Source organism: Acinetobacter sp. AG1 (genome assembly GCF_001005525.1).
In the GTDB taxonomy this organism is placed as follows: Bacteria; Pseudomonadota; Gammaproteobacteria; order Pseudomonadales; family Moraxellaceae; genus Acinetobacter; species Acinetobacter modestus.
The window spans coordinates 18994-45836 of sequence record NZ_LBMZ01000106.1 but is presented as its reverse complement, the minus strand read 5'-3'; the positions used below and the strand labels follow the sequence as shown (position 1 = coordinate 45836).

Genomic DNA, 26843 nt, shown 5'->3' with positions numbered 1-26843 from the left:
TAATTATCATGGAGTTTAAACATCATAATGTACCATTTTTTAATCATTTTAATGATTACGATTATATTGTCTTGGACTTTGACCAAACCATCGTTTAAACGCATGATTAAATGCAGCAGGTTCAGAATAACCTAACATTTCCGCAACTTGCTCAATTGAATACGCACTATTTTCAATAAACTTTAATGCTTTCTGCTTAATCAGCCTTTCGCGTATTTCCTTATAACTTGTTTGCATTTGCTGCAATTTATGCCTCAAGGTTCTCTCTGGGATATTTAAAGCACAGGCTGTTTCAAACATGGTGGGCATGACGCCATTCTGCATCTCTAAATACCCTTCCACATATTCAACAATCGTCAGCTTTTCCTGAGTGCTTCTTTCCAATTTTTCTAAGTCTTGCAAGCATTTATCTTCATAAACACGGTAAGTAAGAGCATCAGCAGATGGTATTTTTATATTTAAAATATCAGTATTTTCTAGAATAAAAGAGGCATGCTGACATTCAAATTTTACATCTAGACCATAATAGTCTTGATAAGCCCCTATTAACTCTAATTCTTTAGGTGTTTTAAAAGGTAATTCAATACAAATATTAGGGATTTCAAGCCCCATCATTTTAAAGATATCTTGTAAGAACTTATAAGTTCCTGAGATTTCACATTGAGCACGAAATAATCCTAAATGCGTATTTAAATCAATTGGTTGATAATGCAAATGAATGTAATCTTTTTTAATATTTAGCTGTAATGAACCAAATAGGTGTGTCAATTGCTGAAATCGCACACCATTTAACAGAGCTTTATGTAAAGTATCGCTTGTAACAAGCAGCATCAAGAATGGGCCATACCCTGCAAGCGCATAATGTTGACCAATGACTAAGCCTTGTTCAGGAGAAATATCTTGACTAATATACTGTAAAATATCCCATTCAATTTCATCTGGAATAATTGAACTCGGATCTAAAGCTTCGGCTTGTATTCCCATGTCTGCTAAACGAGCATCAACATCAATGCCCACATGACGCATGCCTTGAATTAAATACATCAATCCGAGGATAGATCTCTTCATAATTCCGAATGCAATTCCCAAAACTTTAACGTTGTACTATAAAAATACAAATAAATGAATTGCCGAAATGATCAAGTTTTGCGTCTATACAATCATATTTAATCTCTACAAAACCTTTAAACTTGCATAAAATTTAGATGTGTAGGGCGTGGACTATGCGTGATGTATCCCAAAATGCTATTCAAAAAACTAAAGTTGCAATTATTGGTGCAGGTTTTGGTGGTTTAGCAATGTCTATTCGACTATTACAAAGTCAAATGAATGATTTTGTAATTTTAGAAAAAACCAATGACGTTGGTGGCACATGGCGTGAAAATCAATACCCAGGGGCAGCCTGTGATGTTCAATCACATATGTATTCACTTTCGTTTGCTCCCAAAACAGATTGGTCAAAACGTTACGCTGAAGCTGATGAAATTTTTGAATATATTCAAGATATTACTCAGCAGTATAAATTAAAAGATTATTGCAAATTCAATCATGAAGTTACTCATGCTGAGTTTGACGAAAATCGTAATGTTTGGTTATTAGATTTTAAAGATCAACCATCCATTGAAGCTCAGTTTGTTATTTTTGCTTCAGGCCCCCTACACGTTCCGCAAATTCCTCACTTAAAAGGAATTGAAAAATTTAAAGGTAAAGTCTTCCATTCTTCACAATGGGATCATCAATACAGCTTAGAAGGCAAATCTGTTGCTTCTATTGGTACTGGTGGTAGTGCAATTCAATATATCCCCGAGATTGCACAAGAAGTGAAACAGCTTTATGTATTCCAACGTACCGCAGCATGGGTCATTCCACGTGATGAACGTAAATATTCACAATTAAGCAAATCTTTATTTAAAGCTTCAAATATTTATCGTCAAATTCATCGTACTCGTTTGTATTGGACCAACGAATCACGTGTAGTACCTATCGTACAACCACAGATCATGAAATATGGTCAAAAGCTTGCAGAAGCATTTATTCGCTTTCAAGTAAAAGACAAAGAACTCGCTAAAAAACTTACACCAGACTTCGTTATGGGTTGTAAGCGTATTTTGATTTCAAATAAGTACTTCCCAACGTTCAACCGTAAAAATGTTGAATTAATTACTGATGGCGTTCAGGAAATTACAGCTAACGGCATTATTACCAAAGACGGTAAAGAACGCCAAATTGACTGTTTGATTTATGGTACAGGATTCATTACTGACCCACGTATTTACTTAAAGCATTTCGATTGTGTTGGTCGCAATGGAATCGAACTTAAGCAAGCTTGGAAAGATGGTGCAGAAAGCTACTATGGTGTTAGTACGAAAAACTTCCCCAACCTATTCCAACTCTTAGGTCCAAATACGATTTTAGGTCATAACTCTGTTATTTTTATGATTGAATCTCAAGTGAATTATATTTTGCAATTGATTCAAACCGTAGATAAGACAGGTTCTCAAGCTGTTGAGATTAAACAAGAGGTACAAGATCAATTTAATGATCGTGTGCAGGAACAACTCAAAGGAACAGTTTGGCAAGCAGGTGGATGCAGTAGTTGGTATCAAGCAGCTGATGGTAAAAACTTCTCATTATGGCCAACATATACTTGGAAATATTGGTTAGAAACACGTAAAGTAAATGTCGCTGACTATAATTTTATTCATACAGGAACAAATGCAAAAAACAATGCAGCTTAACCAATAATTCTTCATAATAAGTAGGTTATTCGTAACCTGCTTTTTTTATGCAATCTTTTGTTCTTATCTTCCAAATTTTTATCGCAATAAGCTTAGGCTATTTTCTCGCCCCAAAACTATCACAGCAAATTAAACAATTTGTTTTTAAGATTTTACCCTATTTTTCTTATTTATTATTAATAAGTGTTGCATTTGAACTGACACAGGCTTTGAATCATATCTCAGATCCGGCAGCAATATTACCACCTGCATTATTGATTGCATTTACTACATCAGTCGGTTCTTTCTTTATCTGTCTAATTACCTACAAACTGATTGATCGTCAAAGTGTACAAGGAAAAATTTCATTACACCTCTTTATCAATGCACTCAAGAATATCGCTAAAGCATTTCTAGCATTAGGGTTGGGGATTTTACTTGGAATACTAGTCACTCAATTTAACCTACAAATTGCATTTAATAGTTGGTATTTATTACTCATATTTATCTTTTTGATTGGCGTTGAGCTTGCTTTTACGCAATTTGATCGTAGTTGGTTAAGTTGGAAAGTACTATTGGTTCCCGCTGCAGCCTTTGTAGGTTCATGCTTAGCAGCAATCGTGAATTATTTAATCTTATCTAATCACTTTAACTTAAATGAAATAATGGCTTTAGCTCAGGGATATGGATGGTACTCAATGTCTGGCATTCTATTCACTGAATTACATTCAGCACGACTTGGTGGCATTGCCTTATTAACCGACCTCTTCAGAGAAATTTTCGCCATTCTTCTTATGTATTGTCTAGGCTGGCGTTTTCCACGTTCAGCGATTTCGAGTGCTGGAGCAACCTCAATGGATGTCACCCTTGCAATGGTTAAACAGTCATGTGGCACGCACTACGTACCACATGCCATGATGAGCGGATTAATTTTATCGCTTCTAGCGCCTTTATTAATCAGTCTATTCTTAAATCTCAAATTCTAAGGTATTTATAAACTCAATAAACTTAGATAGACGCCAAAATTGACTTCAACATTTCTGTTGGTCGTTCAGCCTTTGTAATAGGGCGACCAATCACTAAATGCGTCGAACCATCAAGCATAGCTTGTTTAGGCGTAACGATACGTTTTTGGTCATCTGCATTTGAACCTTCTGGACGAATGCCTGGGGTAACTAATGCAAAATCAGCATTCAACATTTCACGAAGAATCTTAGCTTCTTGTGCTGAGCAAACTACCCCATCCAAACCACTTTCTTGAGTCAATTTAGCTAAACGTTTGACATGCTCTACTGGCTCGATGTCTAAACCAATATCACGTAGATCTTCACGCCCCATAGAAGTTAACACAGTAACTGCAATAAGTTGTGTTTGATAATTTCCTGCTTTGAGTCTTTCAACACAAGTTTCCATCATTTTTCGACCGCCAGAAGCATGAACATTGACCATCCACACACCTAGATCTGCCGCAGCACAAACAGCTTGAGCAGTTGTATTCGGAATATCATGAAATTTTAAATCAAGAAAAACTTCAAAGCCTTTATCTTGTAAAGTTTTAACAACACTTGGACCTTCATGAGTAAAAAGTTCCTTGCCCACTTTGACACGACATAAAGCAGGATCAAGCTGATCCACAATCGTTAAAGCGTCATATTCGCTTTTTGCATCTAGTGCAACAATGATACTCAAGAGCGTTTCTTCCCAGTTGATTCAAAGTCGCTATTATAAATAGGTTTTAATTTAAGTGTAAAATTTCATTTAACACATTTTTACTTCTCACATTTAAGTTGCAACAACAAAACTAAAACATACCAAATAGTAAAATTTGATTAAATTTTAATCTTAAAATAAATTAAAAACGAATAAGGTTAAAAATGAAAACGATTAAAACTGCAATAGGCATAAAAAGGCATCAATTTAGTCACCATCATTTTTTAAGATTCTGAAAAATCAAGAAATACCCATACAACTACGCTTAAAATTCTTGCCTAATCTTGCTCACTTTATAATGAGCTTTGCGGATTTAAATAAATATGTACTGCCCTTTAATTTTCCACAGAATGAATATGAAGAGGCAATCAATGTTCATTGTAAAGAAGATGCTAATCATTGGCCTTGGTATCTGCATGACCTAGAAACGCTCGATCTCAACAATAAACAAGAACTTACCAACACCCTTAGATTTATCTGGTGTGATGACATGTCACCTAGCCGTAAACTATCTTACGAATTAATAGGCTTGGTCTCGAATCAGACGGCACTTATAAGATATGTAGCGATTGAAGTCATGGAGTCTACAGGAAATGTAGTTTTTAATGTATTGAATGAAATTACCAAAACTACTGATTTAGAATTAAAGTTCTGTAGTGAAACTCATTTAAGGCAAGAAACTGGACATACTATAGGCAATGAAGAAAACGTTTTTGAAAATATGCCTATAACACGAGAAATGAATGAAACTGCATTGATCGTAGTAGAAAAAAGTTTTAATGCTTTTAATCAATTTATGGATCAGCTTGAATTGAACTTGAAAAATGAAATTAAAATTAATTAAGTATTTTTTAATTACAAACTAAAAGGGCTACTTCAATTGTGAAATAGCCCTTTCAATACTAAATAGCAATTCAGCTATTAGATATTATCATTCGGATAAACATCTAAAACAGTTTTTTCATGTCTTACGCTTGCAGCAGCTTCTGCGGCTGCTTGCTGAGCAAGCTGGATCTGCTCTTTTCTAAGGTGGTCAATATCTTTACGTAATCGTTTAATTTCCCAATTCGTTTGGAAAACACGAAATACTTGAACACCTAACAGTAAACCGACCACGACACCTAATGCCAAAGTCAATAAAAGCAATAAACCTAAACGCATCGCAGGAACTTGAGTAAACAATAGGTTTACTTCTAATTCTGCTGGATTCTGTAAAACTAGGGCAAGCGAATAACCAAATAGAGCAACAAGTAATGCAATTAAGATATAACGCATAAACACCTCAATTTTTATTAATCAACAGTCTCGTTTACTGCATCACGAAGTGCTTTACCTGGTTTGAAATGCGGGACAGCTTTTGCTGCAACATCAACTGATTTACCAGTTTTAGGATTACGCCCTAAACGTGGCTCACGATGATGTAATGCAAAACTGCCAAAACCACGAATCTCAATACGATCGCCACTCGAAAGTGCTTCAATCATTTGATCAATCATAATTTTAACGGCATCTTCAACCAACGGTTCTGCCAAATGAGGGTTTTTAAGGGCAATCCGTTCAATCAAATCAGATTTGTTAAGTGCTTCAGTAGTCATCGATGACCTCTTTAATTATTGCTACTTTTCAATATTTTAATAATAACCTGTTTAAATACAAAACGGTAGCGCAGTACATCGATACTACGCTACCGTTTGCAGTATTTTTGTATAAAAAGGTACATCTCTGTTACAAGAAATGTACCTTTTAACAAATTACTTCATTTGAGCTTTAATCAAATCACCAATAGTCTTAGGACCATTAGCTTCTGAAACTTGAGCTGCTGCTGCTTGACGAGCATTGTTTACAGCTTCTTTCTCTTCAGCTTCGTCTTTCGCTTTGATAGACAAGTTGATAGAGCGAGATTTACGATCAACGTTGATGATCTTCGCTTCAACTTCTTGACCAACTTCTAAGAACTTAGTCGCATCTTCAACGCGGTCACGGTTGATTTCAGAAGCTTTAAGCGTTGCTTCGATGTCATCAGCTAATTTAACTGTAGCACCTTTAGCATCAACAGCAGTCACAGTACCTTTAACTAAAGCACCGCGTTCGTTAGCAGCTAAGAAATCATTGAATGGATCGCTGTTTAATTGCTTGATACCAAGGCTGATACGGTTACCTTCAGCGTCTACAGATAAGATAACTGCTTCAACTGTGTCACCTTTCTTGTAACGACGGATAGCTTCTTCGCCTTGTTCGTTCCAAGAAATGTCAGATAAATGTACTAAACCATCGATACCACCAGATAAACCGATGAAGATACCGAAATCAGTGATTGACTTGATCGTACCAGAAACTTTTTCGCCTTTTTCATTTGCTTTAGCAAACTCTTCCCATGGGTTAGCACGAGTTTGTTTGATACCCAATGAAATACGACGACGTTCTTCGTCAACTTCAAGAACCATAACATCAACTTCGTCACCGATCTGAACAACTTTAGATGGGTGGATGTTTTTGTTTGTGTGGTCCATTTCTGAAACGTGTACTAAGCCTTCAACGCCTTCAGCGATTTCAGCGAAGCAACCGTAGTCAGTTAAGTTAGTTACACGTGCTTTAACGATAGAACCTTTAGGGTAACGGCTCATGATCGCTAACCATGGATCTTCACCTAATTGCTTAAGACCTAAAGATACGCGGTTACGCTCGCGGTCAAACTTAAGTACTTTAACAGTAACTTCTTGACCAACTTCAACAACTTCTGAAGGGTGCTTGATACGCTTCCAAGCCATATCTGTGATATGTAGAAGACCATCAATACCGCCAAGGTCAACGAACGCGCCGTAATCAGTAAGGTTCTTGATAGTACCAGTAACTGTTTGACCTTCTTCAAGTTGAGCAAGCAATGCTTCACGGTCAGCTGAAGATTCAGCTTCCATAACTGCACGACGAGATACAACAACGTTGTTACGTTTAGCATCAAGTTTGATTACTTTGAACTCTAACTCTTTACCTTCAAGGTGAGTTGTGTCACGGATAGGACGAGTGTCAACTAAAGAACCTGGTAAGAATGCACGTACAGGACCGATGTCAACAGTGAAACCGCCTTTAACCTTACCAGAGATAACACCAGTAACGATTTCGCCGTCTTCAAAGATTTTCTCAAGTTTAGTCCAAGTTTCAGCACGTTTCGCTTTTTCACGTGATAAAACTGTTTGACCCATACCGTTGTCAAGCGCTTCAACAACTACATCAACAGTATCGCCAACTTGAACTTCAAGTTCACGTTGTTCATTTAAAAATTCAGCACGGTCAACTACGCCTTCAGATTTAAGGCCAGTGTCAACAGTAACCCAGTCAGAATCGATACTAACAACAGTACCTTGGATGACTGCACCCTTTTCAACGTTGAGGTTTAATTCACTTTCTTCAAAGAGGGCTGCAAAAGATTCGGTCATGATATACCTGATAAAGTCCGCGGTCTTGGATCAGACAAGGCCGGTTTAGTTAAGTTGTTACATTGTCCAAAAAATCTGATCAAGCAATGCTTCAACTGAAAATAAAAGGGTTTATCTATTGAATACGGCTATCGATATAGTCCACCATTAGCTGAAACACTTCATTGATGCCTATTGTAGAACTATCAATGATATACGCGTCTTCCGCTGGCTTGAGCGGAGCAACAGTTCGCTCCATATCTCTTTTATCTCTAGCCTGTATGTTAGATAAAATGTCGCTTATTTTAGCATCAAGACCCATACCCTGCAACTGTTTTACTCTACGCTCTGCACGAGATTCAGCCGATGCTGTTAAGTATATTTTGGCTTGAGCTTCTGGAAAAATTGATGTTGCCATATCTCGTCCATCAGCTACCAAACCAGGAGCTTGAATAAATGCACGTTGGCGTGCGAATAATGCTTTTCTTAATTCAGGAACAGTTGCAACTTTAGAGGCGTATTCTCCGACCTGTTCAGTACGAATGGTATTAGTGACATCTACACCTTCTAGTAAAACAAGGGTCGCAGCCTCAGTCGTTTTAAATTCAATATCTAAGTTCGTCGCATATTCAACGCATTGACTTAAATTAGATTCGATTTGATCAAGTAATCCACGTTGAAATAATGACAGCCCAAGTAAACGATATAAAGCACCAGAGTCTAAAAGATTAAACCCATAATAAGCAGCTATTTTGGCTGCCAAGGTCCCTTTACCAGAACCACTAGGACCATCAATCGTAATAATATGAACTGTCATTCCCGTCTCTTATGAAGCAACTGACTTCGCTAATTTTGAAAAACCTAGTGTAATCGCTGCTTTGAGTTGTGCAAGAACTAATTTACTTACAAAAGGCGCTTTTGCTGTAAATTCAATCTTATAAGTAACCAAGGTGATATATGGGGTAATTTCTCGAAAATCGATTTGCCCTAAATGATGTTTCACCAATGGATTATTAATCAATTTGTATTCAATACGCTTGTTCTCTTCTAACAAAGTAATTTCTTCTTGAAGAGGTTTTACTGGTCCAAAACCCATGCGACGAATAGAACCAACACCATCTGGGCGTTGTGGATCTACTGAGTCTTTTACACGTACAACTTGTAATGGCGCAAATGCTTTATTGTAGGTTGCATGCTTTGACAACAGCTCAAAAACTTCAGAAATTGGTGCGTTGAATTCTTTTTGTATGGTGATCGCGTTACGCATAACTTTGCCTTTTTGATTTAGCTAAAATCTTCGGAGGCATAGTTTGCCACAACTAATGAGACATTTTTAATCATTTAAGGACGTTTTTAATAGCCTAATTTTCTTTTTTTCTTCTCGTCTTTGTTTAAAAAATTCACTTAATTGCAATGAACATTCAGCTTGCATACAACCTTGTTCAAATACGAATTTATGATTGTAATAGCCATTTTCTAACAATTGTCGAGCACTGACCAACGAACCAGCCTTAGGCTCTGTTGTAGCAAACACTACTTTTTTGATACGAGCATGAATGAGTGCGCCAACACACATCGTACAAGGTTCAAGCGTCACATATAATATGGCATCATCTGGTAAACGATAATTATTCAATGATTGACAGGCTGCACGTAAAGCTTGAATTTCAGCGTGAGCGGTAGGATCAGATTGTTTAATTGGCGCATTATAACCAGCACCAATAACTTTCTTTTGACTCACTATCACCGCTCCTACAGGAATTTCTCCCTGCGAAGCAGCTAGTGCAGCTTGCTCATAAGCAAGCTGCATCCAATATTCATCGTTAAAGTTTTCTGAAATTGTGACGTCAATACTCATCGATTTTAAGCAATAACACCATATTGTCTTAATAAAGCATTCCAACTATCAATTGTAGTTACCGGAGCACAATCAGATAAAATATCTTTTAATGTAATCTTTTCCGCTGCTTTCCATTCTGGTGATAGGTCTTTATCAACTAAACGTGCACGGACACCCTCAACAAAATCTGGATGGCGGATTTTCCAATCAGAGATTTGTGATTCTAATGCAAAAACTTCATCCCAAGCATGTCCTTGCTTACCCCATTGCCATAGCAACCATGTAATCGCAGCAGTACTTGGAGAACCTTTTTGCAGATTCTCACTTGCCTGACGCAACCAATCACTACTTGCATCACTCAAACCAATAATCGCTTGATAGTCATATTCAAAACTTTGACCACGACATACGCTATGAATCACATCGATTGAATTTTGTAACGGACCTGATGCTACAGGGCGATGTAGACTATTTAAAGTATCATCGATTGCACGGAAAGCACCCGCAGGATAATGATTCCAATCCACATTCAAAACTTTTTGAAGAACATTATCTCGCTGTGCTTCACAAATATGAGTTGCCCAACCAATGCTAAAAGCACCAGCAGAAGTCATGATTGAACCTGTTAAACCTGTAAACAGCCCAATTTGACCACGATCAGCAAGGAAACGACTTCCTCCTACATCAGGATAGAGACCAATATTGATTTCAGGCATTGCAAGACGTGAATAAGGTGTAACTAGACGGAATGGTGCGGCCATGAATAGTCCTAAACCACCACCCATGACATAACCTTCACCCCAAACCACAATTGGCTTAGCATAGTTATGAAGCAATAAATCAAGCGCATATTCTTGTTCAAAGAACTTATTTGCCGTATCTACTTCATTATTAATAACAAGTTGACGGAGTTTACGAACATCACCACCCGCGCAAAATGCTTTCGGTGTAGTTGAATCAAACCAAATTGCTTTAACACTGTCGTCTTCATGAAAATATTCAAATACTTTCAATAAAGCACTCACAATTGACTCATCAAGTGCATGCAAAGATTTTGGTCGGTTTAAACGAACAATACGCCAACCATTTTTAGCGTTTTCGATAATTAAATCTGGGTGATAACTATTTAAATCGGGAGAAGTCATTATGCGTCCAGTTGCCAGTCTATTGGCTCAATGCCATGTTGTTTCAAATAATGATTTGTTTTAGAAAATACTTTACAGCCAAAAAAACCACCTCTGTTTGCAGCAAGTGGTGATGGATGAGCCGCCGTTAACACAAGATGTTTATTTCGATCAATGCGCTGTCCTTTACGTTGTGCATAAGCACCCCATAAGATAAACACAACATGCTCACGCTGTTCATTTAACACATCAATTACAGTATCAGTAAATTCTTCCCAGCCTTGTTTTTGATGAGAAGTTGGCTGTCCTGCCTCAACAGTGAGTACACTGTTCAACAGCAATACCCCTTGAGCAGCCCATTTACTTAAATCCCCATGACGGGAAATCGGCACTGTGAGATCAGTATGTAATTCATGAAAAATATTACGCAAAGATGGTGGTAATGCAACCCCTCTTTGTACAGAAAAGCTTAGACCATTGGCTTGATTAGGGCCATGATATGGATCTTGACCCAATATCACGACCTTTACATCCTGTAACGGGGTTGTATTCAAAGCATTGAAAATTTGCTTGCTAGGCGGATAAATTGTTTTCTGAGCAAGGATCTGTTGCTGTAGGAACTCTCTTAAATGATCCATTTTTTGACTGAGTAGAAATTCTGATAAAGAGATTTTCCATGACTCATCCAACTGAACTTTATTAAGTTTTTCCTGCTGTTGTTCAGTAAATTGCATCAACATTCCTTGAAATAACGATTCCAACATTTAAATCTTGCTGACTTAAATGTTAACTTGTAACTCTACATTTGGATTTTGGAATTTAATTCCATTTTTCAGATTTTCATACATTTGAGGATCGCTCCACTCGATTTGTACTTGCTCTGAAAAAATAATTTGGTCTAGGCTAAGTAAACCCATTTGCTCATTTTCAATATCTTCTAAAAAACTTTGAGCGTAACCTGTATCAGTTTCATGCACGATCACTGAATAGACCTCGACATCACCCTCACCATTCTGTGTTGTGGTTGAAGCGAGCACCTGTTGCGCTAGATAAAAGAAAATCCTTGAAAACTGTTCAGCCGATGGTGAAACTGGCAAGGCAACCCAACGTGCACTAAAAGTTTTACACGCTTGAATATATTCAGGATCATCTTTTTGCCAATAACAAATTGCGTGATCAAAACTGTCAAAAAGCTCTTTAATCACACCTTTTAATAAACCAAAATCATAGACCATTTGCCCATGATCTAATCTTGAGGCTTTTAACAGTAATTCAACCTTATAACTATGCCCGTGAATCGAACGCTTACAGCGATCTGATGTACAATTACGTACAATATGAGCATTTTCAAACTTAAATAATTTACGAATTAACATGCACCAAGCTGATCTATATCTGCAAACAAATTTTATTATAAAGCAAAAAAATCATCGGTGGGATTGATTTTAAGCCTTGTGACTATTCAATAATCCAATCTATACAAAGACTAGAATGGTGCAAGACTTCTTGAATACACAATCACTTGTTTATCTTTTCTCATCATTAAGCTCGTAAATTGGCGCTTACGCTCACTTAGGACCACTTCAATTTGAGCCGTAAAATAATTTGATTTACTATCTAATAAAGATGCAGCATCCGTTTTACTCTGTTCATCTATCCCAGAAAAAGCACTTAATTTCCATAAATCATCTACATTATTAAAATGTGTTAACTCAGTTTCCTTGACTTTCAATTGTTGTTCAATAGCTTTGACATCTACTTTAGGATCAATACTGGCTAATAGCAATGCAGGTGCTGTATTCATATTCACCTTAGTCTGTTCAGGTAATGCCGTAACATAAGGTTTGATCAAATCGTAGTTTTTGCCTTCAAAACCTCGTACAAGTTTTAATTCTTCTATACTATGAAACTTGGTATTCGGCGTTAAATATGCAGGATCTAGTCCTTGGTAATAGCTACTCTCCGCACCCATTGCGCCAGTCACTTCATCATTTGTGTCTTGCCAATCGATCACAGCTTGACTGAGTTCAGCAGGCAGACCTACGCGTTGCAATAACTTTTCAAACCAACGTCGAGCAGAATCATCAACTTGATTGCCATCAGCCTTAACCAAATTATTTAGATTAAACTTTCCTGACTCATCTAGTAGTTTTCCTGAGACTGATCCATCTTCTACAGGAAATGGCGGCATCGGTTTTGCCCAGTTTTCCTGTAAATGATCAATGCTACTACCGTTATCGCTATCTTGAATGAGTAACTCTGAAAAAAAAGCTTCTGCACTTTTTGCGTACAATAACGATTGATCCTGACGCATCAAATAGCCCGTATTTTCAGCAGTATTGGTTTGTCGTTTTGCAATTGTTGCAGCCAAAATCGTTGCTAAAGCAACCATGACTAAAATCGTTAATAAAGCTACGCCACGCTGAGATGAATAGTTTTTCATGGTGGTGAGTTATTTCCCAACAATTGATTTGCATTCAGTAGACTATAAATCCACTCGTAATCCGTGCCTGCAACACTAAGCTGTATTTTTATGCCTAATGGTAATTTTTTTAACTCATTAATATTATTAGGATCACCAATATTTTCAGGCCATTGTGTCAGTTCCTGTGGATTCATGACGATTACTTTAAATTGATCTACATTTTCTAATAAGGTACTTGAGATGGGTTGTACTCGATTTGGAATATTTAGATTTGAATATTTGAGTCGATAAACTTTTTTCTGTGTTGAATCATAGCGATATTCAATACGCTCATAAGGTGACAAACCTTGTTTCAACGGATCGGACACTCCTGCTTTGCTAAACATAAAACCACGATCATTTAGCACCAAAGCGGCTTGTAATTGTCGACCATCATTTGCCGTTAATGGAATAATTTGGAGACTATCTCTTAGAATCTGCTGATAGGCATCTTGTAACGCAAATAAATGTGTTTCATGTTCTGCATTACGATCTTTGACTTTTAATAAATAATCAAAAACTTTCCAACCAAGCATTGAAAGTACGGCAAAAATAGCAATTGCAACCAGCAATTCAACAAGGGTAAAACCCTTTTTAATTTTCATCATGTTTTAGCTTTTGCTGGATAATTAAAAAACACCATATTGGTGATGCCCGCTTCAACTTTACCTTGCTCAGTATTAAATAAACTTACTTGTAATTCGATACGTTGTATTTTTGGACTAATCGTAGCCTGTGCTTTTTTATCAATCTGCCAAGTCTCGCCTTGAGAAGTCACCTGTTTCGATTGCGTTCCATCTAACCATTCTTGATTCATTTCCATCATTGCAACCTCATTCATTGCAACGAACTGTGCTTTTGTTCGTAAAATCGCACTCGATGTAGACTGTGTATATTGCATGGCAATTTTTGTTAATGCAATTGCAGCGACAGCAAATATTGCTAATGCAACCATCACTTCCAATAGGGTAAATGCTTTAATCTTCTTCATTTATTTTACCCAAATGATCTATTTCAAACTCATGTCCAATTGGCTGCTGTTCATAATAAAATTGAATACGGGCAGGCTTAACTTCACCATTGCCAAACCATATGAGTTGCGGTGCTTTACCACCTAATAAGTCCTCATTTCTCGCTTTTCGATATTCTTCAGCATTTAAAGTTTCAATGCTAAAAGAAACGTTAGTCGGTAGCTCTCGAAGTTTAAACTCTTTGTATGGCTGCCAAGTCCGATCTGCTTGCTGAATTTGTTCATGGCTCTGATCATGATATTCAAACAAATTATAGCGAAATGGTGCAACGTCAGTCGCATTTTGAGTATTTAAGGCAAAAACTTTAGCTTGATCCGTTGATTCTTTATTAATCTTTTTTAAATCAAGTATAAACATTTCTCTGGCTTGCATCGCTCGACGCTGGTCTACACCACCAATATTCAGAACAACCAAAGATGTCATAATCGTCATGATTACAATCACCACCATGATCTCAATGAGGGTAAAACCTTGTTGTAATCTATGTGGTGATTTCATTTTATTTATCAGCCATTCGCTAAATATTCAATTTGTTTTGGCAAACCTAAAGCTTGATCAATATAAGCCACACGCAAGCTATCACGTGAACCTAAATAACGCTGATAAAAGCTCGAATTCAGAATAACTGCTGCGCCATAAGTCAGAGACCAAATCGAAGCCAAATAATCACGCGTTGTCATCGTGCTATTTATATCTAATAAATAACTTTCTGTCATACGAATGATAATACGTAAACGTTGACGACGAACTTTATACAATTCACTAAATAATAACTGAATACCTTGACCCGTTGTAGAGAGGCGTTCTTCAATTTGATGAAATAAAGCAGTACGTTCTGGATGATGTAAATGATGCAGCATGAAAAAAGCTAAATGCTCAGGGAAAGCTTTCTCTGTATCCTGAATCATTTCAAGCAGCATTCGTTCATTACGAATAATCAGCAACATATACAATTCATCTTTGCTCTGAAAGTGCTTATACAATGTGCCTTTAGCAAGATCTAATTCCGCCGCTAAAGCGTCCAAAGTCATGCCTGCTTCACCATTTTCTAATAGGAGTTGCTCAGCGATCTGAAAAATTAAGGCTTCTCGTGCTCTAAACTGAGCTTGGCGGTCCATTTTCACGTGATAACTCTCTTTGCTAATACAACTAAACCGTTTACTTCAAATGAAGAAGATTCTCAAAATTCTGTGTGGTAATCATACCTATTTCTTCAACTGATTTCTGATATACATCCGCTAACGCCTTTGCAACATAAGGCACATATTTAGGCTCATTCGTTTTACCCCGATAAGGCATAGGTGCTAAATATGGGCTATCCGTTTCAATTAACAACCGATCAAGCGGCACTTGTTTAGCTACATCACGTAATTCTTGTGCATTTTTGAATGAAACAATACCAGAAAAAGAAATATAGTAACCACAATCTAAAACAGCCTTAGCTGTTTCCCAATCTTCTGTGAAACAATGCAAAATACCATGTGTGGACTGCTCTGCTTTTATAATATCGACGGTATCGTGTTTAGCCGACCGTGTATGCACAACCACAGGTTTTTTTACAATTTTTGATGCATGAATATGACGTGCAAAACATCGTTTCTGTTCTGCAATAAAATCTGTACTGTGATAATAATCTAAACCTGTTTCCCCTAATGCCCATACCTTATCAGACTGAGCTAGCTCTACAAGGTAGTCTGTTGTTGCCCGCGCCATAATATGATCATCCTCGCATGGATGAACACCTACAGAATAACCCACATCATTATGGCGAGAAGCTATTTCAGCTAATTTAATATGATCGTCAAGATCAACTGAAATTCCCATAAATTTTGAAACACCTGCAAGACGAGCTTGCTCAAGCGCCTGATCTAGATCCCCATTATAGGGACTCAGATCTAACATCGTTAAATGACAATGGGTATCAACAAACACGCTTATTTCCTATCACTTACATTGTAAAACTTGGGCGATCCATAGCTTTTGAACCAGCCAATAATTTCTCAGCTTCATTTTTGTAATACACACCTTTTTCACCAGCAAGCTGAATTGCAAAACCTTGTGGTTTAAAATGTGTTTGTTTATGCGAAATCCAAATCACCTTACCCGTTAATGGGATTTTTTGTGACTGCTCTGGCAAAGTCGCTAAAACAAAAACTTCCTGTCCCATTTTTACAGCTTGTTTAGTGGAAACAAATAGACCGCCACCTTGCACAAAAGGCATATAACTCGATTGCAAAGTTGCTTTATCAGGAATATTGACTTGTATAATTCCGCCCATCATTTGTGGTTGCATAACATTCCCCTGTCAAATACAAATAATTTGAAATATCTATATTTTCATAGCATGAATAAATTTTTAAGCATATTTAGATGCTTCTCAAATTCAATATTTTCTACCGTCAATTTAAAAAACTATAATTACTGCTATTTTGATTATAGGAAACAATCCGACAAACAACAAATAATGTTTGAGGAAAACTGTTCGAAAACAAACAAAAATGGGTTTTATTTAAACAAATATAGCGTTCGATGAATCACGATTTCAGAAGTGATCACCATAACGAAAGCAAATGCTTTTTGGATATTACAAAAATCAAGCATTCAATCAACATAAAAGACTTTAATACCCTATCTAAACCACATGCATCAATTGAATAAACAACTGATCTAGTACCAATTGTGTTTGTACATTTTGCTCAACCATCAATTTTTTCTGTTGCAGGTCAGAATAAATTTGAAATAAGCTTTCCAAGTCATAAAGCTGCGCAAGCTGTGTTAAATCTAAGTCTTTATTTCTCAAAGATTGATTTAATTTTATAGCGACTAAATCAGCTAATAAATATTCAAACATTGTCATAAATTCAGAGAAACTCAACTCTTTCGACCACTTGCTTGAATAACTTAAAGGCATATTCTTTTCTGCGACCAACTTAAACCAATCTTTCAAGAATAAATCTCTTTTATGCAACCAATCGCTCTGATTAATTTCAACGGCAGTCAATGGCATGCCATTTGCCAGATTAAGCAACAAATCAATGTGTTCAGCTGAAATATTCGGTATTTGCTGCTGAATAAAGTTTTGCGCATCTAGGGTATCTAGACGGTCTAAAGCGAAATGCTGCAAACGGCTTCGAATCGTTGCTGGTAATTTCAAATAATGATCAGCCAATAGAATCAGAATAACCCTTTCCCCAGGTTCCTCTAAAGTCTTTAGCAATGCATTTGCAGATGCTATATTCAAAGCCTCCGCTGGCTCAATCACAACGACTCGCCATCCATCACCAGTCTGCTGAACAAATGGCAATAAATCACGAATCTTTTCGATTTTTATCTTAGCATTTTGCTTTTTATTTTCTTCATCTGTGGTGATATGAACATAGCGAGGGTGTGTATTAGACTTCAACCAAAGACAACTTGTACATTCACCACAAGCTTGTTCGGCTTGTTTATTTAAACATAAGACCCATGCCACAAAACGCTCAGTAAATTGATGTTTCGCACAGCCATGTTTACCATAAAAAAGTAAACCATGACCTATATCGGGAAAACGCGTTGTCAACAACGCCCATGTCTGCTTGTGCCAAGGATAAACGGTTGTTGACTGCATACTCATCATAATTATTCAAATAAACTTACTGGTAGCGCATTTAACCGCTCTAGATCAGCTTGTGTATCTACACCCGGAGGCAGATTGGCTTCAGCAATATCGATCGCAATACGATGACCATTTTCTAATACGCGTAATTGTTCAAGACTTTCTAATTTTTCAAGATTGCCTTGTTCCCATGTCACATATTCTTGCAACAATTTCACACGATATGCATATAAACCCAGATGACGAAAAGCACGATCATGCAGCTTTGGCTGCTGTAATTTTGCACCATCACGATCATAAGGAATAGTTGCTCGACTAAAATATAATGCTTCTTTACGATTACTCATCACGACTTTGACGATACTATCACGCTGAAATTCATCCAATGCATGAATAGGCTCGCATAGAGTAGACATTGAGCAATGCGGTTGATCAACTAAAAGCTGAGTAACTTGTTGAACCAATTGAGCAGGAAGTAATGGTTCATCACCCTGTACATTGACAATAATATCGTTTTCTGCCCAGCCTTTTAGACGAGCAACTTCACTCAAACGATCTGTGCCTGACGGATGATCGGTGCTGGTTAAAACCACATCAATTCCTTCCGCACGACATACTTCAGCAATACGATCATCATCAGTCGCAACACATAAATCATCAAAACCTGCAACTTTCTTGGCTTGATCTACGACACGTAAAATCATTGGACGACCATGAATAAGCAAAAGTGGTTTTGCAGGTAAACGCGAACTCGCAAAACGAGCAGGAATGACAATATGTTTCATGTTAGAACTCTAAGAAAATTGGATACCGACTTGTTGCAATTGTTGTTTCAATAAATCATAACAGTCTGCAGATAAAACCGCTTCAACAGGAACAACCCAAATCGGAATATTAAATTCTGGGTATTGTTTCAATAGAACCTTAAACTTTACCGCATCTTTTTCTGTGGTAATAATTGCATCTTGATTATTGAAGGTGAGATCATCGATATGATAATCATGATGATCAGCAAACTCATGTGTTTGATATTGCTTCACATTCAATTGATTTAAAGTTTGATAAAATCGTTGTGGGAAGCCAATACCAACAACCACATTAAAATCCTGATTTGGATCAAATACATTTAGATTAGTATTTAAATTTAACAGATATGGCCGACCAATCGCTAAATGCATATTCCTTTGTGATTGAGCAATTTTAGTATGTTCAATGACCGTACTTCTATTTAAGCGTGATTTAGGCTCACGTAGATACCCTTCAGGCAGCAACTTTTCATTCCCCAAACCACGATTTTGATCTAAAACAATCCATTCAATTTGACGTGCTAATGCCCAATGCTGCAAACCATCATCGCTAATAATTAAATCGAGTTTTTCAGATTTCAATAATAATTCAATTGATGCTTGACGATTTGGCCCAACCGCCATGGGTACATGAGTAGATTGAACGATTAGGCACGGCTCATCACCAGCAATATCTGGTTCAGACAAAGCATTCACCAAAACTGGAAAAGGTCCTTTACCACCATAACCTCGACTAATCACACCAACACGAATACCATGTTGCTGTAAATATTTAACGAGCTGAATTAATAAAGGTGTTTTACCACTTCCTCCAACCGTGATATTACCAATAATCATCACAGGAATTGGAGCTGTGTATTTTTTCTTAAAACCAATCGTATATAAGGTTTTATTTAATTCAAAAATTAAGCGATACAATAATGATAAAGGACGCAACACGATCAACCACGACGCTTTTTTATTCCAAGCATCTTGTACGTGTTGCGCAATAGACATTATTAATTTTCCTCAAAATTACGTTGATGCAATTGATAATACACACCATGTTTATCTAGCAACTCAGTATGTGTACCCTGCTCGATAATTTGTCCTTTGTCCATTACCACAATAAGATCTGCATTTTCAACTGTAGATAAACGGTGCGCAATCACTATCGTCGTACGGCCTTGCATCGCTTCATCAAAAGCTTGTTGGATGAAATACTCAGACTCATTATCAAGTGCACTGGTTGCTTCATCTAGAATTAAGATCGGAGAATCTTTTAAAATTGCTCTAGCAATCGCAATACGTTGACGCTGACCGCCTGAAAGATTCAAACCTTGTGCACCAAGTATTGTGTCGTAACCCTGTGGCAAATTCATAATAAAGTCATGCGCAAAAGCAGATTTTGCAGCTGCAATAACCTGTTCATCACTTGAGTCTTGAAGCTGACCATAAGCAATATTGTCACGCACTGAACGATTGAATAGCACAACCTGTTGATTGACTGTCGCAATTTGTGAGCGGAGATAAGAAAGTTCTATCTCTTGTACAGGAATATCATCAAAATAAATTTGCCCTTCACTTAATTCTTGAAAACGCGGCAGCATATTTACTAATGAGGTTTTCCCTGCACCAGATCGACCAACCAAAGCAATGGTCTGACCTGCTTTAATATCTAGACAAAAGTCCTTAATTGCATGCGTACCATCTGTATAACGCAGATTAGCATGATCAAATTTAATATTGCCTTTCAAAACCGGCTTAAGCTGACCATTATTTTCTTCTTCTGGCATATCTAGTAGTTCAAATACCGAATGTGCTGCCGCCAAACCACGCTGAAGTTTTTCATTAATATCCGTTAAATTCTTCACTGGTTTAGAGATCAGACCTGCCGCAGTAATGTAGGAAACAAACTCTCCTGCTGAGGTGTCACCTAAAACCTGTGGGCGAAGCGCTAACCATAAAATAATTGCCATTGCCATAGACAATAGTAATTGTATAATCGGACTGTTAATATTCTGCACCACAACCATTTTTAGGCCACGACGAAGATTTTCCTCGGAAGATTTGTAAAAACGTTGCTGCTCAAAAACCTCACCCGTAAAACTCTTAACCACCGAGTTTCCATTAATCGTTTCTTGTACCACATGGTTAACATCGCCCATCGTGTTTTGCACTTGAATCGATAATTTGCGCATTTTTTTAGATGCCACACGAACCAACAGTCCAATAAATGGCATAAAAACAACGATACATAGAGTCAAACGCCAGTTTGTATAGAGTAAATAACTCAACAAACCAATAACAATTAAACCATCTTTAACTAATGTTTGTAGAGATTCAGATGATGCTGCTGTGAGTTGTTCGACGTTATACATCAATTTCGCACTGATATGACCCGCACTATTATCTAAATAATATTGGGCAGGTAAGCGCAGTAATTTAGCATAAACTTCTTGACGAATACTAAATACCAAACTACGTGAAATAACTGCTGAAAAGTATCCACCTAAGAACAAACCAAGGCCACGGAAAAACATAAGTAAGACAATTAAGGCAGGGAACCAATCTAAATTTGCACGACTACCATTTTGGATTGCATCAATAATATATTTGAGCAACTTAGCAACGGAGACTTCTGTAGCTGCGTTGATTCCAAAACCAAGTAATATAAATAAGGCAACACCCCAATAAGATTTTAAATAACCCAATAGGCGTACATAAACCTTAAAATCTTGATTCACTCAGTAAAACCTCTAGTTGGAACTTTAGTGCTAATATTCACGTTAACAAAGCCGAGTTGACCTGCCACATCCATTACACGAATCACATCTTCATGTTTTGCTTTTGCATCAGCTGCAATAATAAACATAAAATCACGACGATCCTGTGCAGCCTGTTTAATCGCAGTACTCAGATCGGCACTATCTTTAGTAGATAATGCTTGACCATTCACAGAATAATGTCCTGTGGAGTCTACCATGATTTCAATTTTGTGATCGAATTGTTTAGGTGGGACACCTTGAGCATCTGGTAAAGTAAGATTTATACGGCTTTGTTGACTAAATGTCGTAGATAACAATAAAAACACCAATATGAATAACATACAGTCAATCATTGGCGTCAAATTGATATGAATATCTTCAACTTGAGAGCGTTTAAATTTCATAATGTCACCTATGCTCAGCTTGCACGGCGATGTTCTTGCACATGAGGTACTTTTTTGTAGAAAAGTGCAGCATGAAATAATGTTGATTGTTGTTCTAACTCAGCAATATATTCATGTACCACACGTTGAAAATAACGATAAGCAATCATTGCCGGAATCGCAATCAGCATACCTACAGCTGTCGTAATCAATGCTTTAGAGATACCAGGCATCATCATACTTGCATTTCCAGCAGAACCGATATCAATCACTAAAAACGATTCAATAATACCAAGTACTGTTCCTAACAAACCAAGCAAGGGTGCAATCGCGCTCAATGTACCTAAAAAGTTAATATTTTTTTCTAGATAGCTAATTTCTTGGGAAGCTGTTGCTTCCATTTGTGCACGTGCAAACTGCTCACCTTGATCTTGATGGTCATAACCAGCTTTTAAAATACGACCTAACGGACTTTTTACAACGTCATCTTGCTCTAAATGTGAAATAACATTGTCTACATTTGAGCCTTGAACCAGTAATGCTTGAGGTAAAACTTGTGACCGTCTTAAGCGAATATATCGCTCAATTGTAATAGCAACCGTAAAAATTGATGAGAGAATAAGCGGTAGCATTAACCAACCACCCGCTTTCACAAGTTCCCACATATTATTCCCCAATAATATTTAAAATATAAAAGGACGCACCTTAAATATTAGTTAGGTAAACAAATATTTAAAATCCCATCCAACTCATCCAATGAGTGATAATGAATGACCATTTTTCCTTTACCTTTTTGGTTATGGTCAATTTTCACATTTGCTCCAAAACGTTCCGATAGTTTCTGAGTCAATTGTTCAATATCAGGAGAAACCTGCACCTTTTCCTTTTCAGGCTTTGGTTCACTCCACTCACGTACTAACTGTTCAGTCTGACGCACTGACAATGCTTTTTCAATTACGATTTTAGCAACATCCATTTGCTCTTTTGCTTTTAGGGTCAGAATGGCGCGAGCATGTCCCATATCAAGTTGACCTTGTTGCATTAAGTCTTTAATTGGATCAGCCAAACTTAATAACCGCAATAAGTTACTCACCGTAGTACGAGCCTTACCTACTGTATCCGCGATTTCTTGATGACTTAAACCAAATTCATCATGGAAACGCTGTAAAGCTACAGCTTGATCAATTGGATTGAGATCTTGTCGCTGAATGTTTTCAATTAACGCCAATGCAATTGCGACTTGGTCATTTAAGTCACGTACAATTGCCGGAATTTCAGTCAAACCTGCTAATTGGGCAGCACGCCAACGACGCTCACCCGCAATAATTTCGTAGGGGTGTTGTTCATCATCCACTGGACGAATCACAATCGGTTGCATTACGCCATGCTTCTCAATCGATGAAGCAAGTTCTTGTAAATCTTGTTCCTGAATAAAACGGCGTGGCTGATATTCGCCACGTTTCAGTAAATTGACATCAATTTGCTTGAGTTGACCATGATCCAAAGCCTGTGCTTCAAGTTGCAATTTCTCTTTTTGAATTGAACCCAATAGTGCATCTAAACCACGACCTTTAGCCAATCCGCGTTTTTTGATGCTCATACAGCACTTCCTTTTTTCACTTTACTTTTCTTCAATATTTCTGCAGCTAAATTCAAATATGCAACTGCACCTTTTGAGCTTTTTTCGAAATAAATCACTGGTAAGCCATGTGCTGGCGCTTCAGCCAAGCGAATATTCCGAGGGATCACCGTTTCGTATAACTTTTTACCAAAATATTGCTCTAACTCAGCAGACACATCACGGGTTAAAGCATTACGAGCATCATACATCGTACGTAACACCCCTACAATTTCCAAGTTTGGATTCAGGGCTTTTTGTATACGATCAATTGTTTGTGTCAAATCTGCCAAACCTTCCAAAGCATAATATTCACACTGCATCGGAATAATTACACCATTGACCGCAGCCAAAGCATTCACAGTAATCAAACTTAGGCTTGGTGCACAATCTACAATAATATAATCAAATGCTGAATCTACTTCTTGTAACGCATTTTTGAGAATAAACTCTCGCCCTTCTTGCTCGGCAATTGCTAGCTCAACGCCAGCAAGTTCACGATTTGCACCTAAAACTTTATAACCAACCTCAGCTTTCTGAATTGCTGTTTCAATTGGCACCTCTCCAAGTAAAACATCCGTAATTGAATACAGAAGATCATTCTTCTGAACACCAGATCCCATGGTGGCATTACCTTGAGAATCCATATCAACCAATAAGACACGTTTCTTCAAAATCGCCAAAGAAGCGGCAAGATTAACGGCTGTTGTGGTTTTTCCCACGCCACCTTTTTGGTTTGCAATCGCAATAATTTGAGCCATGATTACCCTTAATATTTTTTATTGAATTCGTTGAAGTAAAAGTAAATGACGTTGTTCATCTAATCGTGGTACGCGCAGCTCTATTACTTTGCATGAATACTGATCTTTCATTTGTTCCATTTCATCAGCAGGAATCAAACCTTTCATTGCAGCAATAATACTTTGCTTATGCATATAAGGTTGTGCTGCATCAACAAAATCAGTTAATGACGCAAATGCACGACTAGTAATCACATCGAATTGACCTAGTTCATCAATACTGTCTTCATTTTCTACACGTGTTTGAACTGCAATTACATTATCCAATTTTAAATCGGCAATAAATTGCTTAAGAAAACGAATTTTTTTTCCATTTGAATCTAGCAATACACACGAACGCTCTGGCTGACACAATGCAATGATCATGCCCGGCATTCCACCACCCGTGCCAACATCTAATAAACGTCCTTGTGGCAAATCATTTAAAATACTTAAGCTATCTAATAAATGTTTAACGAGCATTTCTTTCGGGTCACGAATCGCTGTCAGGTTATATGCTTTATTCCATAGCACGAGAGCATCTTGATATTTCAATAAGAGTGTTAGCGCTTCCTCACTTAGGTTTAAACCTAACGCTTGACTACCTTGCTTTAATTCTTGAAAAAAAGGATGCATAACAGTGCGACATCTCGATAAACTTGCCGTGCAGTATACCGATTTCTGATGCAAGGCACAGTAGGACTTGTTGAACGATTATGCAGTTAAACATTTTCAAACATGATAAACTGCACAATCTATTCAGTTTTTTGTCTTTCCTTAGACAAATTTAAGGTAAATAAGACAATAAGATATTACGAAAACTTATCTTGCTTAATTTGTTGATCTAGCTGCTCCAAACGTTCAGGTGTGCCAACATCCACCCAAATCCCTTGTAATTTTTCAGCTGACACTTGTTGTTGTTGCATCGCTTGCTTTAACAATGGCGCTAGAGGTCTTTTACCATTTTCCAAACCATTAAACATCTGCGGGGCTAATACTGCAAGACCACTATAAGTTAAGGCTTCACCTATTTGTTCCTGCTCAAAAGTATAAGCCAAATCATTAGACAAGATAAAATCACCTTTCTGGTGCTGCGGTGGATTTTCAACCAATACTAAGTGTGCTTGCTTATCTCCCAAATGGACATTTAACAATGACGAAAAATCCATCGTGGTCCAAACATCACCATTCACCAAAATAAAAGGTTCAACACCCAGTAATGGTAAAGCATTGATAATACCACCTGCGGTTTCAAGCCCTTCTCCTTCATGAGACCACAAAATCGTCACACCGAATTTAGAGCCATCCCCTAAAGTAGTTGCCAGTTTTTCACCCAACCAAGCGGTATTAATGACAATCTCTGTAACACCAATCTTTTGCAACTTTTCAATATGCCAAACAATTAGTGGTTTACCACCCACTTCAAGTAAAGGTTTTGGTGTATGTAAGGTTAGAGGACGCATGCGATTCCCTAGCCCTGCAGCAAGAATCATCGCTTTCATTATGCTGCAACCTCATAATCGCCATATTTCGCAATAAATTTAGGCATGACCACATCACGAATAAACTGCATAAAGTCATTCAATTCATCGTAACCTTGGCTTTCTTCAAGCAAATACCACATTACTCGTGGTAAATCTTTTAAGTAACCTGATTTACCATCACGCTCAAACAGACGAACAAAGATACCTAAAATTTTGAGATGGCGTTGAATCGCCATCAAATCTGCATCTCGCTTGAATTGCTCGAAACTACGGTTTTCTTTCGCTACAGCTGGTAATAAGTTATAGAACACCTCAAACCATTCGTAGACACGCTCAGCATTCCACTGTACATAAGCATCACGTGTAATCGAGATCAGATCATAGGTATCTGCACCAATGACGGCATCTTGGAAGTCGATCACTCCTAATGCTTGCTCATTTTCTATTTTCATCAAGTTACGACTATGAAAATCACGATGCACAATCACTTGTGGCTGATGCGTCGCCTCAACAGCTAAAAAGTCAAAAGCTTGTTCAATTGTTTCTAACTGCTGCTCTGTAGGCTGAATATCTAATGAAGGCAACATCCACTCTGTCAGCAAACGCATCTCTGTCATTAATTTTTCATAAGAGTATGCGGGTAGTTGTTCAAGACCGTCGATTTGTTGTAATTCAATCAGCTGTTCAAAGCTTTGTGCATAGTATTGGTCAACAGTTTCATCTGTTAGTAACGTTGAAAGTACAACATCACCAAAATCTTCCAATAGTAACAACCCCAAAGTCAGGTCTTTAGCAACGATATGCGGAACACGCACACCATTTTTGTCAAAAAACTCATCAATACTTACAAATGGTACACAATCTTCTTTTTCAGGCGGTGCATCCATCAGCATATATGTTTTGTTTTGTAACTTAATTCGCGCATAACGGCGAAAGCTTGCATCTCCAGCCAAATAATTGATCTCGAATTGATCAGATTGGAGAGTGGCTTGGAGCCAAGTTTGTATCAATTGTTCACGTTGTGTATTCATTTGCAATAAAATCTAAAACTAGCTGAGATTTTGAAAGCTTAAGTGTAGCCACTTATCAACTTTTTCTCTATGATGCGACAATAATTAATTGTGAATTAGCG

32 protein-coding genes are annotated in these 26843 nt (G+C 37.4%); 3 read left to right on the top strand and 29 right to left on the bottom strand.

The features are described from left to right. Window positions 1-48 precede the first annotated feature (48 nt). A complete protein-coding gene (locus AAV96_RS07435) occupies window positions 49-1068 on the bottom strand; it encodes an AraC family transcriptional regulator (protein WP_046738854.1) in 1020 nt (339 codons plus the stop codon). A gap of 155 nt (window positions 1069-1223) precedes the next feature. Between AAV96_RS07435 and AAV96_RS07430 the strand changes: the two genes are divergently transcribed. Further along, the gene (locus AAV96_RS07430; protein ID WP_046738853.1) at window positions 1224-2738 is read left to right on the top strand and encodes a flavin-containing monooxygenase; all 1515 of its coding nucleotides are present in this window, start codon (window positions 1224-1226) and stop codon (window positions 2736-2738) included. Window positions 2739-2785: 47 nt separating this feature from the next. Then, complete coding sequence (locus AAV96_RS07425) at window positions 2786-3703, top strand: lysine exporter LysO family protein (RefSeq protein ID WP_046738852.1); 918 nt, start codon at window positions 2786-2788, stop codon at window positions 3701-3703. Window positions 3704-3725: 22 nt separating this feature from the next. On the opposite strand, the gene pyrF is transcribed toward AAV96_RS07425, so the two are convergent. After that, window positions 3726-4406, bottom strand: coding sequence for an orotidine-5'-phosphate decarboxylase (pyrF, locus tag AAV96_RS07420; RefSeq protein ID WP_005159948.1), 681 nt, complete (start codon window positions 4404-4406; stop codon window positions 3726-3728). Window positions 4407-4725: 319 nt separating this feature from the next. On the opposite strand from pyrF, the gene AAV96_RS07415 reads away from it, so the two are divergent. Next, on the top strand, window positions 4726-5271 hold the full coding sequence (locus AAV96_RS07415; protein WP_046738851.1) for a hypothetical protein: 546 nt from the start codon (window positions 4726-4728) through the stop codon (window positions 5269-5271). Window positions 5272-5348: 77 nt separating this feature from the next. Here AAV96_RS07415 and AAV96_RS07410 read toward each other — a convergent pair whose 3' ends face one another. The 27 genes from AAV96_RS07410 to AAV96_RS07280 all read right to left on the bottom strand — a co-directional run bounded on the left by AAV96_RS07410 (window position 5349) and on the right by AAV96_RS07280 (window position 26742). Further along, entirely contained in the window at window positions 5349-5702 is a 354-nt protein-coding gene (locus AAV96_RS07410) for a lipopolysaccharide assembly protein LapA domain-containing protein (protein ID WP_046738850.1), read from the bottom strand. Between the two features lie 17 nt (window positions 5703-5719). Continuing rightward, window positions 5720-6022, bottom strand: coding sequence for an integration host factor subunit beta (locus AAV96_RS07405; protein ID WP_005216452.1), 303 nt, complete (start codon window positions 6020-6022; stop codon window positions 5720-5722). 156 nt (window positions 6023-6178) lie between these two features. Then, on the bottom strand, window positions 6179-7861 hold the full coding sequence (rpsA, locus tag AAV96_RS07400) for a 30S ribosomal protein S1 (RefSeq protein ID WP_005159935.1): 1683 nt from the start codon (window positions 7859-7861) through the stop codon (window positions 6179-6181). A 115-nt stretch (window positions 7862-7976) separates the two neighbouring features. Continuing rightward, entirely contained in the window at window positions 7977-8657 is a 681-nt protein-coding gene (gene cmk / locus AAV96_RS07395) for a (d)CMP kinase (RefSeq protein WP_046738849.1), read from the bottom strand. Between the two features lie 9 nt (window positions 8658-8666). Next, the gene (locus tag AAV96_RS07390) at window positions 8667-9107 is read right to left on the bottom strand and encodes an SRPBCC family protein (protein WP_046738848.1); all 441 of its coding nucleotides are present in this window, start codon (window positions 9105-9107) and stop codon (window positions 8667-8669) included. A 66-nt stretch (window positions 9108-9173) separates the two neighbouring features. Then, complete coding sequence (gene tadA, locus AAV96_RS07385; protein WP_046738847.1) at window positions 9174-9698, bottom strand: tRNA adenosine(34) deaminase TadA; 525 nt, start codon at window positions 9696-9698, stop codon at window positions 9174-9176. Window positions 9699-9703: 5 nt separating this feature from the next. After that, window positions 9704-10828 carry an enoyl-CoA hydratase/isomerase family protein gene (locus tag AAV96_RS07380; protein WP_171066588.1) on the bottom strand — a complete coding sequence of 375 codons (1125 nt, stop codon included), beginning with the start codon at window positions 10826-10828 and terminating at the stop codon, window positions 9704-9706. Beyond that, entirely contained in the window at window positions 10825-11538 is a 714-nt protein-coding gene (gene ung, locus AAV96_RS07375; RefSeq protein WP_046738869.1) for a uracil-DNA glycosylase, read from the bottom strand. The genes AAV96_RS07380 and ung overlap by 4 nt, the downstream gene beginning before the upstream one ends. 45 nt (window positions 11539-11583) lie before the next feature. Continuing rightward, window positions 11584-12180 (bottom strand): 6-pyruvoyl trahydropterin synthase family protein, encoded by a 597-nt coding sequence (locus tag AAV96_RS07370; RefSeq protein ID WP_046738846.1) that lies wholly within the window; start codon window positions 12178-12180, stop codon window positions 11584-11586. A 110-nt stretch (window positions 12181-12290) separates the two neighbouring features. After that, complete coding sequence (gene gspK, locus AAV96_RS07365; RefSeq protein WP_046738845.1) at window positions 12291-13247, bottom strand: type II secretion system minor pseudopilin GspK; 957 nt, start codon at window positions 13245-13247, stop codon at window positions 12291-12293. Beyond that, complete coding sequence (gene gspJ, locus AAV96_RS07360; protein WP_042862502.1) at window positions 13244-13873, bottom strand: type II secretion system minor pseudopilin GspJ; 630 nt, start codon at window positions 13871-13873, stop codon at window positions 13244-13246. Before gspJ ends, gspK begins: the two co-directional genes overlap by 4 nt. After that, complete coding sequence (gene gspI / locus AAV96_RS07355; RefSeq protein ID WP_004662377.1) at window positions 13873-14259, bottom strand: type II secretion system minor pseudopilin GspI; 387 nt, start codon at window positions 14257-14259, stop codon at window positions 13873-13875. The genes gspJ and gspI overlap by 1 nt, the downstream gene beginning before the upstream one ends. After that, complete coding sequence (locus AAV96_RS07350) at window positions 14246-14797, bottom strand: prepilin-type N-terminal cleavage/methylation domain-containing protein (RefSeq protein ID WP_046738844.1); 552 nt, start codon at window positions 14795-14797, stop codon at window positions 14246-14248. The genes gspI and AAV96_RS07350 overlap by 14 nt, the downstream gene beginning before the upstream one ends. Before the next feature lie 8 nt (window positions 14798-14805). Beyond that, entirely contained in the window at window positions 14806-15417 is a 612-nt protein-coding gene (locus tag AAV96_RS07345; RefSeq protein ID WP_034601445.1) for a TetR/AcrR family transcriptional regulator, read from the bottom strand. A gap of 40 nt (window positions 15418-15457) precedes the next feature. Beyond that, window positions 15458-16231 carry a TatD family hydrolase gene (locus AAV96_RS07340; protein WP_004662382.1) on the bottom strand — a complete coding sequence of 258 codons (774 nt, stop codon included), beginning with the start codon at window positions 16229-16231 and terminating at the stop codon, window positions 15458-15460. 16 nt (window positions 16232-16247) lie between these two features. Next, entirely contained in the window at window positions 16248-16592 is a 345-nt protein-coding gene (locus AAV96_RS07335; RefSeq protein WP_004662384.1) for a PilZ domain-containing protein, read from the bottom strand. A 339-nt stretch (window positions 16593-16931) separates the two neighbouring features. Beyond that, window positions 16932-17915, bottom strand: coding sequence for a DNA polymerase III subunit delta' (locus AAV96_RS07330; protein ID WP_046738843.1), 984 nt, complete (start codon window positions 17913-17915; stop codon window positions 16932-16934). Between the two features lie 2 nt (window positions 17916-17917). Continuing rightward, window positions 17918-18679 carry a 3-deoxy-manno-octulosonate cytidylyltransferase gene (kdsB, locus tag AAV96_RS07325; protein WP_046738842.1) on the bottom strand — a complete coding sequence of 254 codons (762 nt, stop codon included), beginning with the start codon at window positions 18677-18679 and terminating at the stop codon, window positions 17918-17920. 9 nt (window positions 18680-18688) lie between these two features. Beyond that, window positions 18689-19696: a tetraacyldisaccharide 4'-kinase gene (gene lpxK / locus AAV96_RS07320; RefSeq protein WP_046738841.1), complete on the bottom strand. Its 1008-nt coding sequence runs from the start codon at window positions 19694-19696 to the stop codon at window positions 18689-18691. Window positions 19697-19698: 2 nt separating this feature from the next. Beyond that, window positions 19699-21426: a lipid A export permease/ATP-binding protein MsbA gene (gene msbA, locus AAV96_RS07315; RefSeq protein WP_046738840.1), complete on the bottom strand. Its 1728-nt coding sequence runs from the start codon at window positions 21424-21426 to the stop codon at window positions 19699-19701. Next, a complete protein-coding gene (locus AAV96_RS07310) occupies window positions 21423-21851 on the bottom strand; it encodes an ExbD/TolR family protein (RefSeq protein ID WP_005159883.1) in 429 nt (142 codons plus the stop codon). The genes msbA and AAV96_RS07310 overlap by 4 nt, the downstream gene beginning before the upstream one ends. Window positions 21852-21865: 14 nt before the next feature. After that, entirely contained in the window at window positions 21866-22495 is a 630-nt protein-coding gene (locus tag AAV96_RS07305; RefSeq protein ID WP_004662396.1) for a MotA/TolQ/ExbB proton channel family protein, read from the bottom strand. 47 nt (window positions 22496-22542) lie between these two features. Beyond that, entirely contained in the window at window positions 22543-23430 is an 888-nt protein-coding gene (locus AAV96_RS07300; protein WP_004662397.1) for a ParB/RepB/Spo0J family partition protein, read from the bottom strand. Further along, a complete protein-coding gene (locus tag AAV96_RS07295; protein WP_004662399.1) occupies window positions 23427-24209 on the bottom strand; it encodes a ParA family protein in 783 nt (260 codons plus the stop codon). Before AAV96_RS07295 ends, AAV96_RS07300 begins: the two co-directional genes overlap by 4 nt. Before the next feature lie 18 nt (window positions 24210-24227). Next, window positions 24228-24863 carry a 16S rRNA (guanine(527)-N(7))-methyltransferase RsmG gene (rsmG, locus tag AAV96_RS07290; protein WP_046738839.1) on the bottom strand — a complete coding sequence of 212 codons (636 nt, stop codon included), beginning with the start codon at window positions 24861-24863 and terminating at the stop codon, window positions 24228-24230. Window positions 24864-25039: 176 nt separating this feature from the next. Beyond that, entirely contained in the window at window positions 25040-25729 is a 690-nt protein-coding gene (murU, locus tag AAV96_RS07285; protein ID WP_046738838.1) for an N-acetylmuramate alpha-1-phosphate uridylyltransferase MurU, read from the bottom strand. Next, window positions 25729-26742, bottom strand: a complete 1014-nt coding sequence (locus AAV96_RS07280; protein WP_046738837.1) for an aminoglycoside phosphotransferase family protein — start codon at window positions 26740-26742, stop codon at window positions 25729-25731. Before AAV96_RS07280 ends, murU begins: the two co-directional genes overlap by 1 nt. Window positions 26743-26843 lie beyond the last annotated feature (101 nt).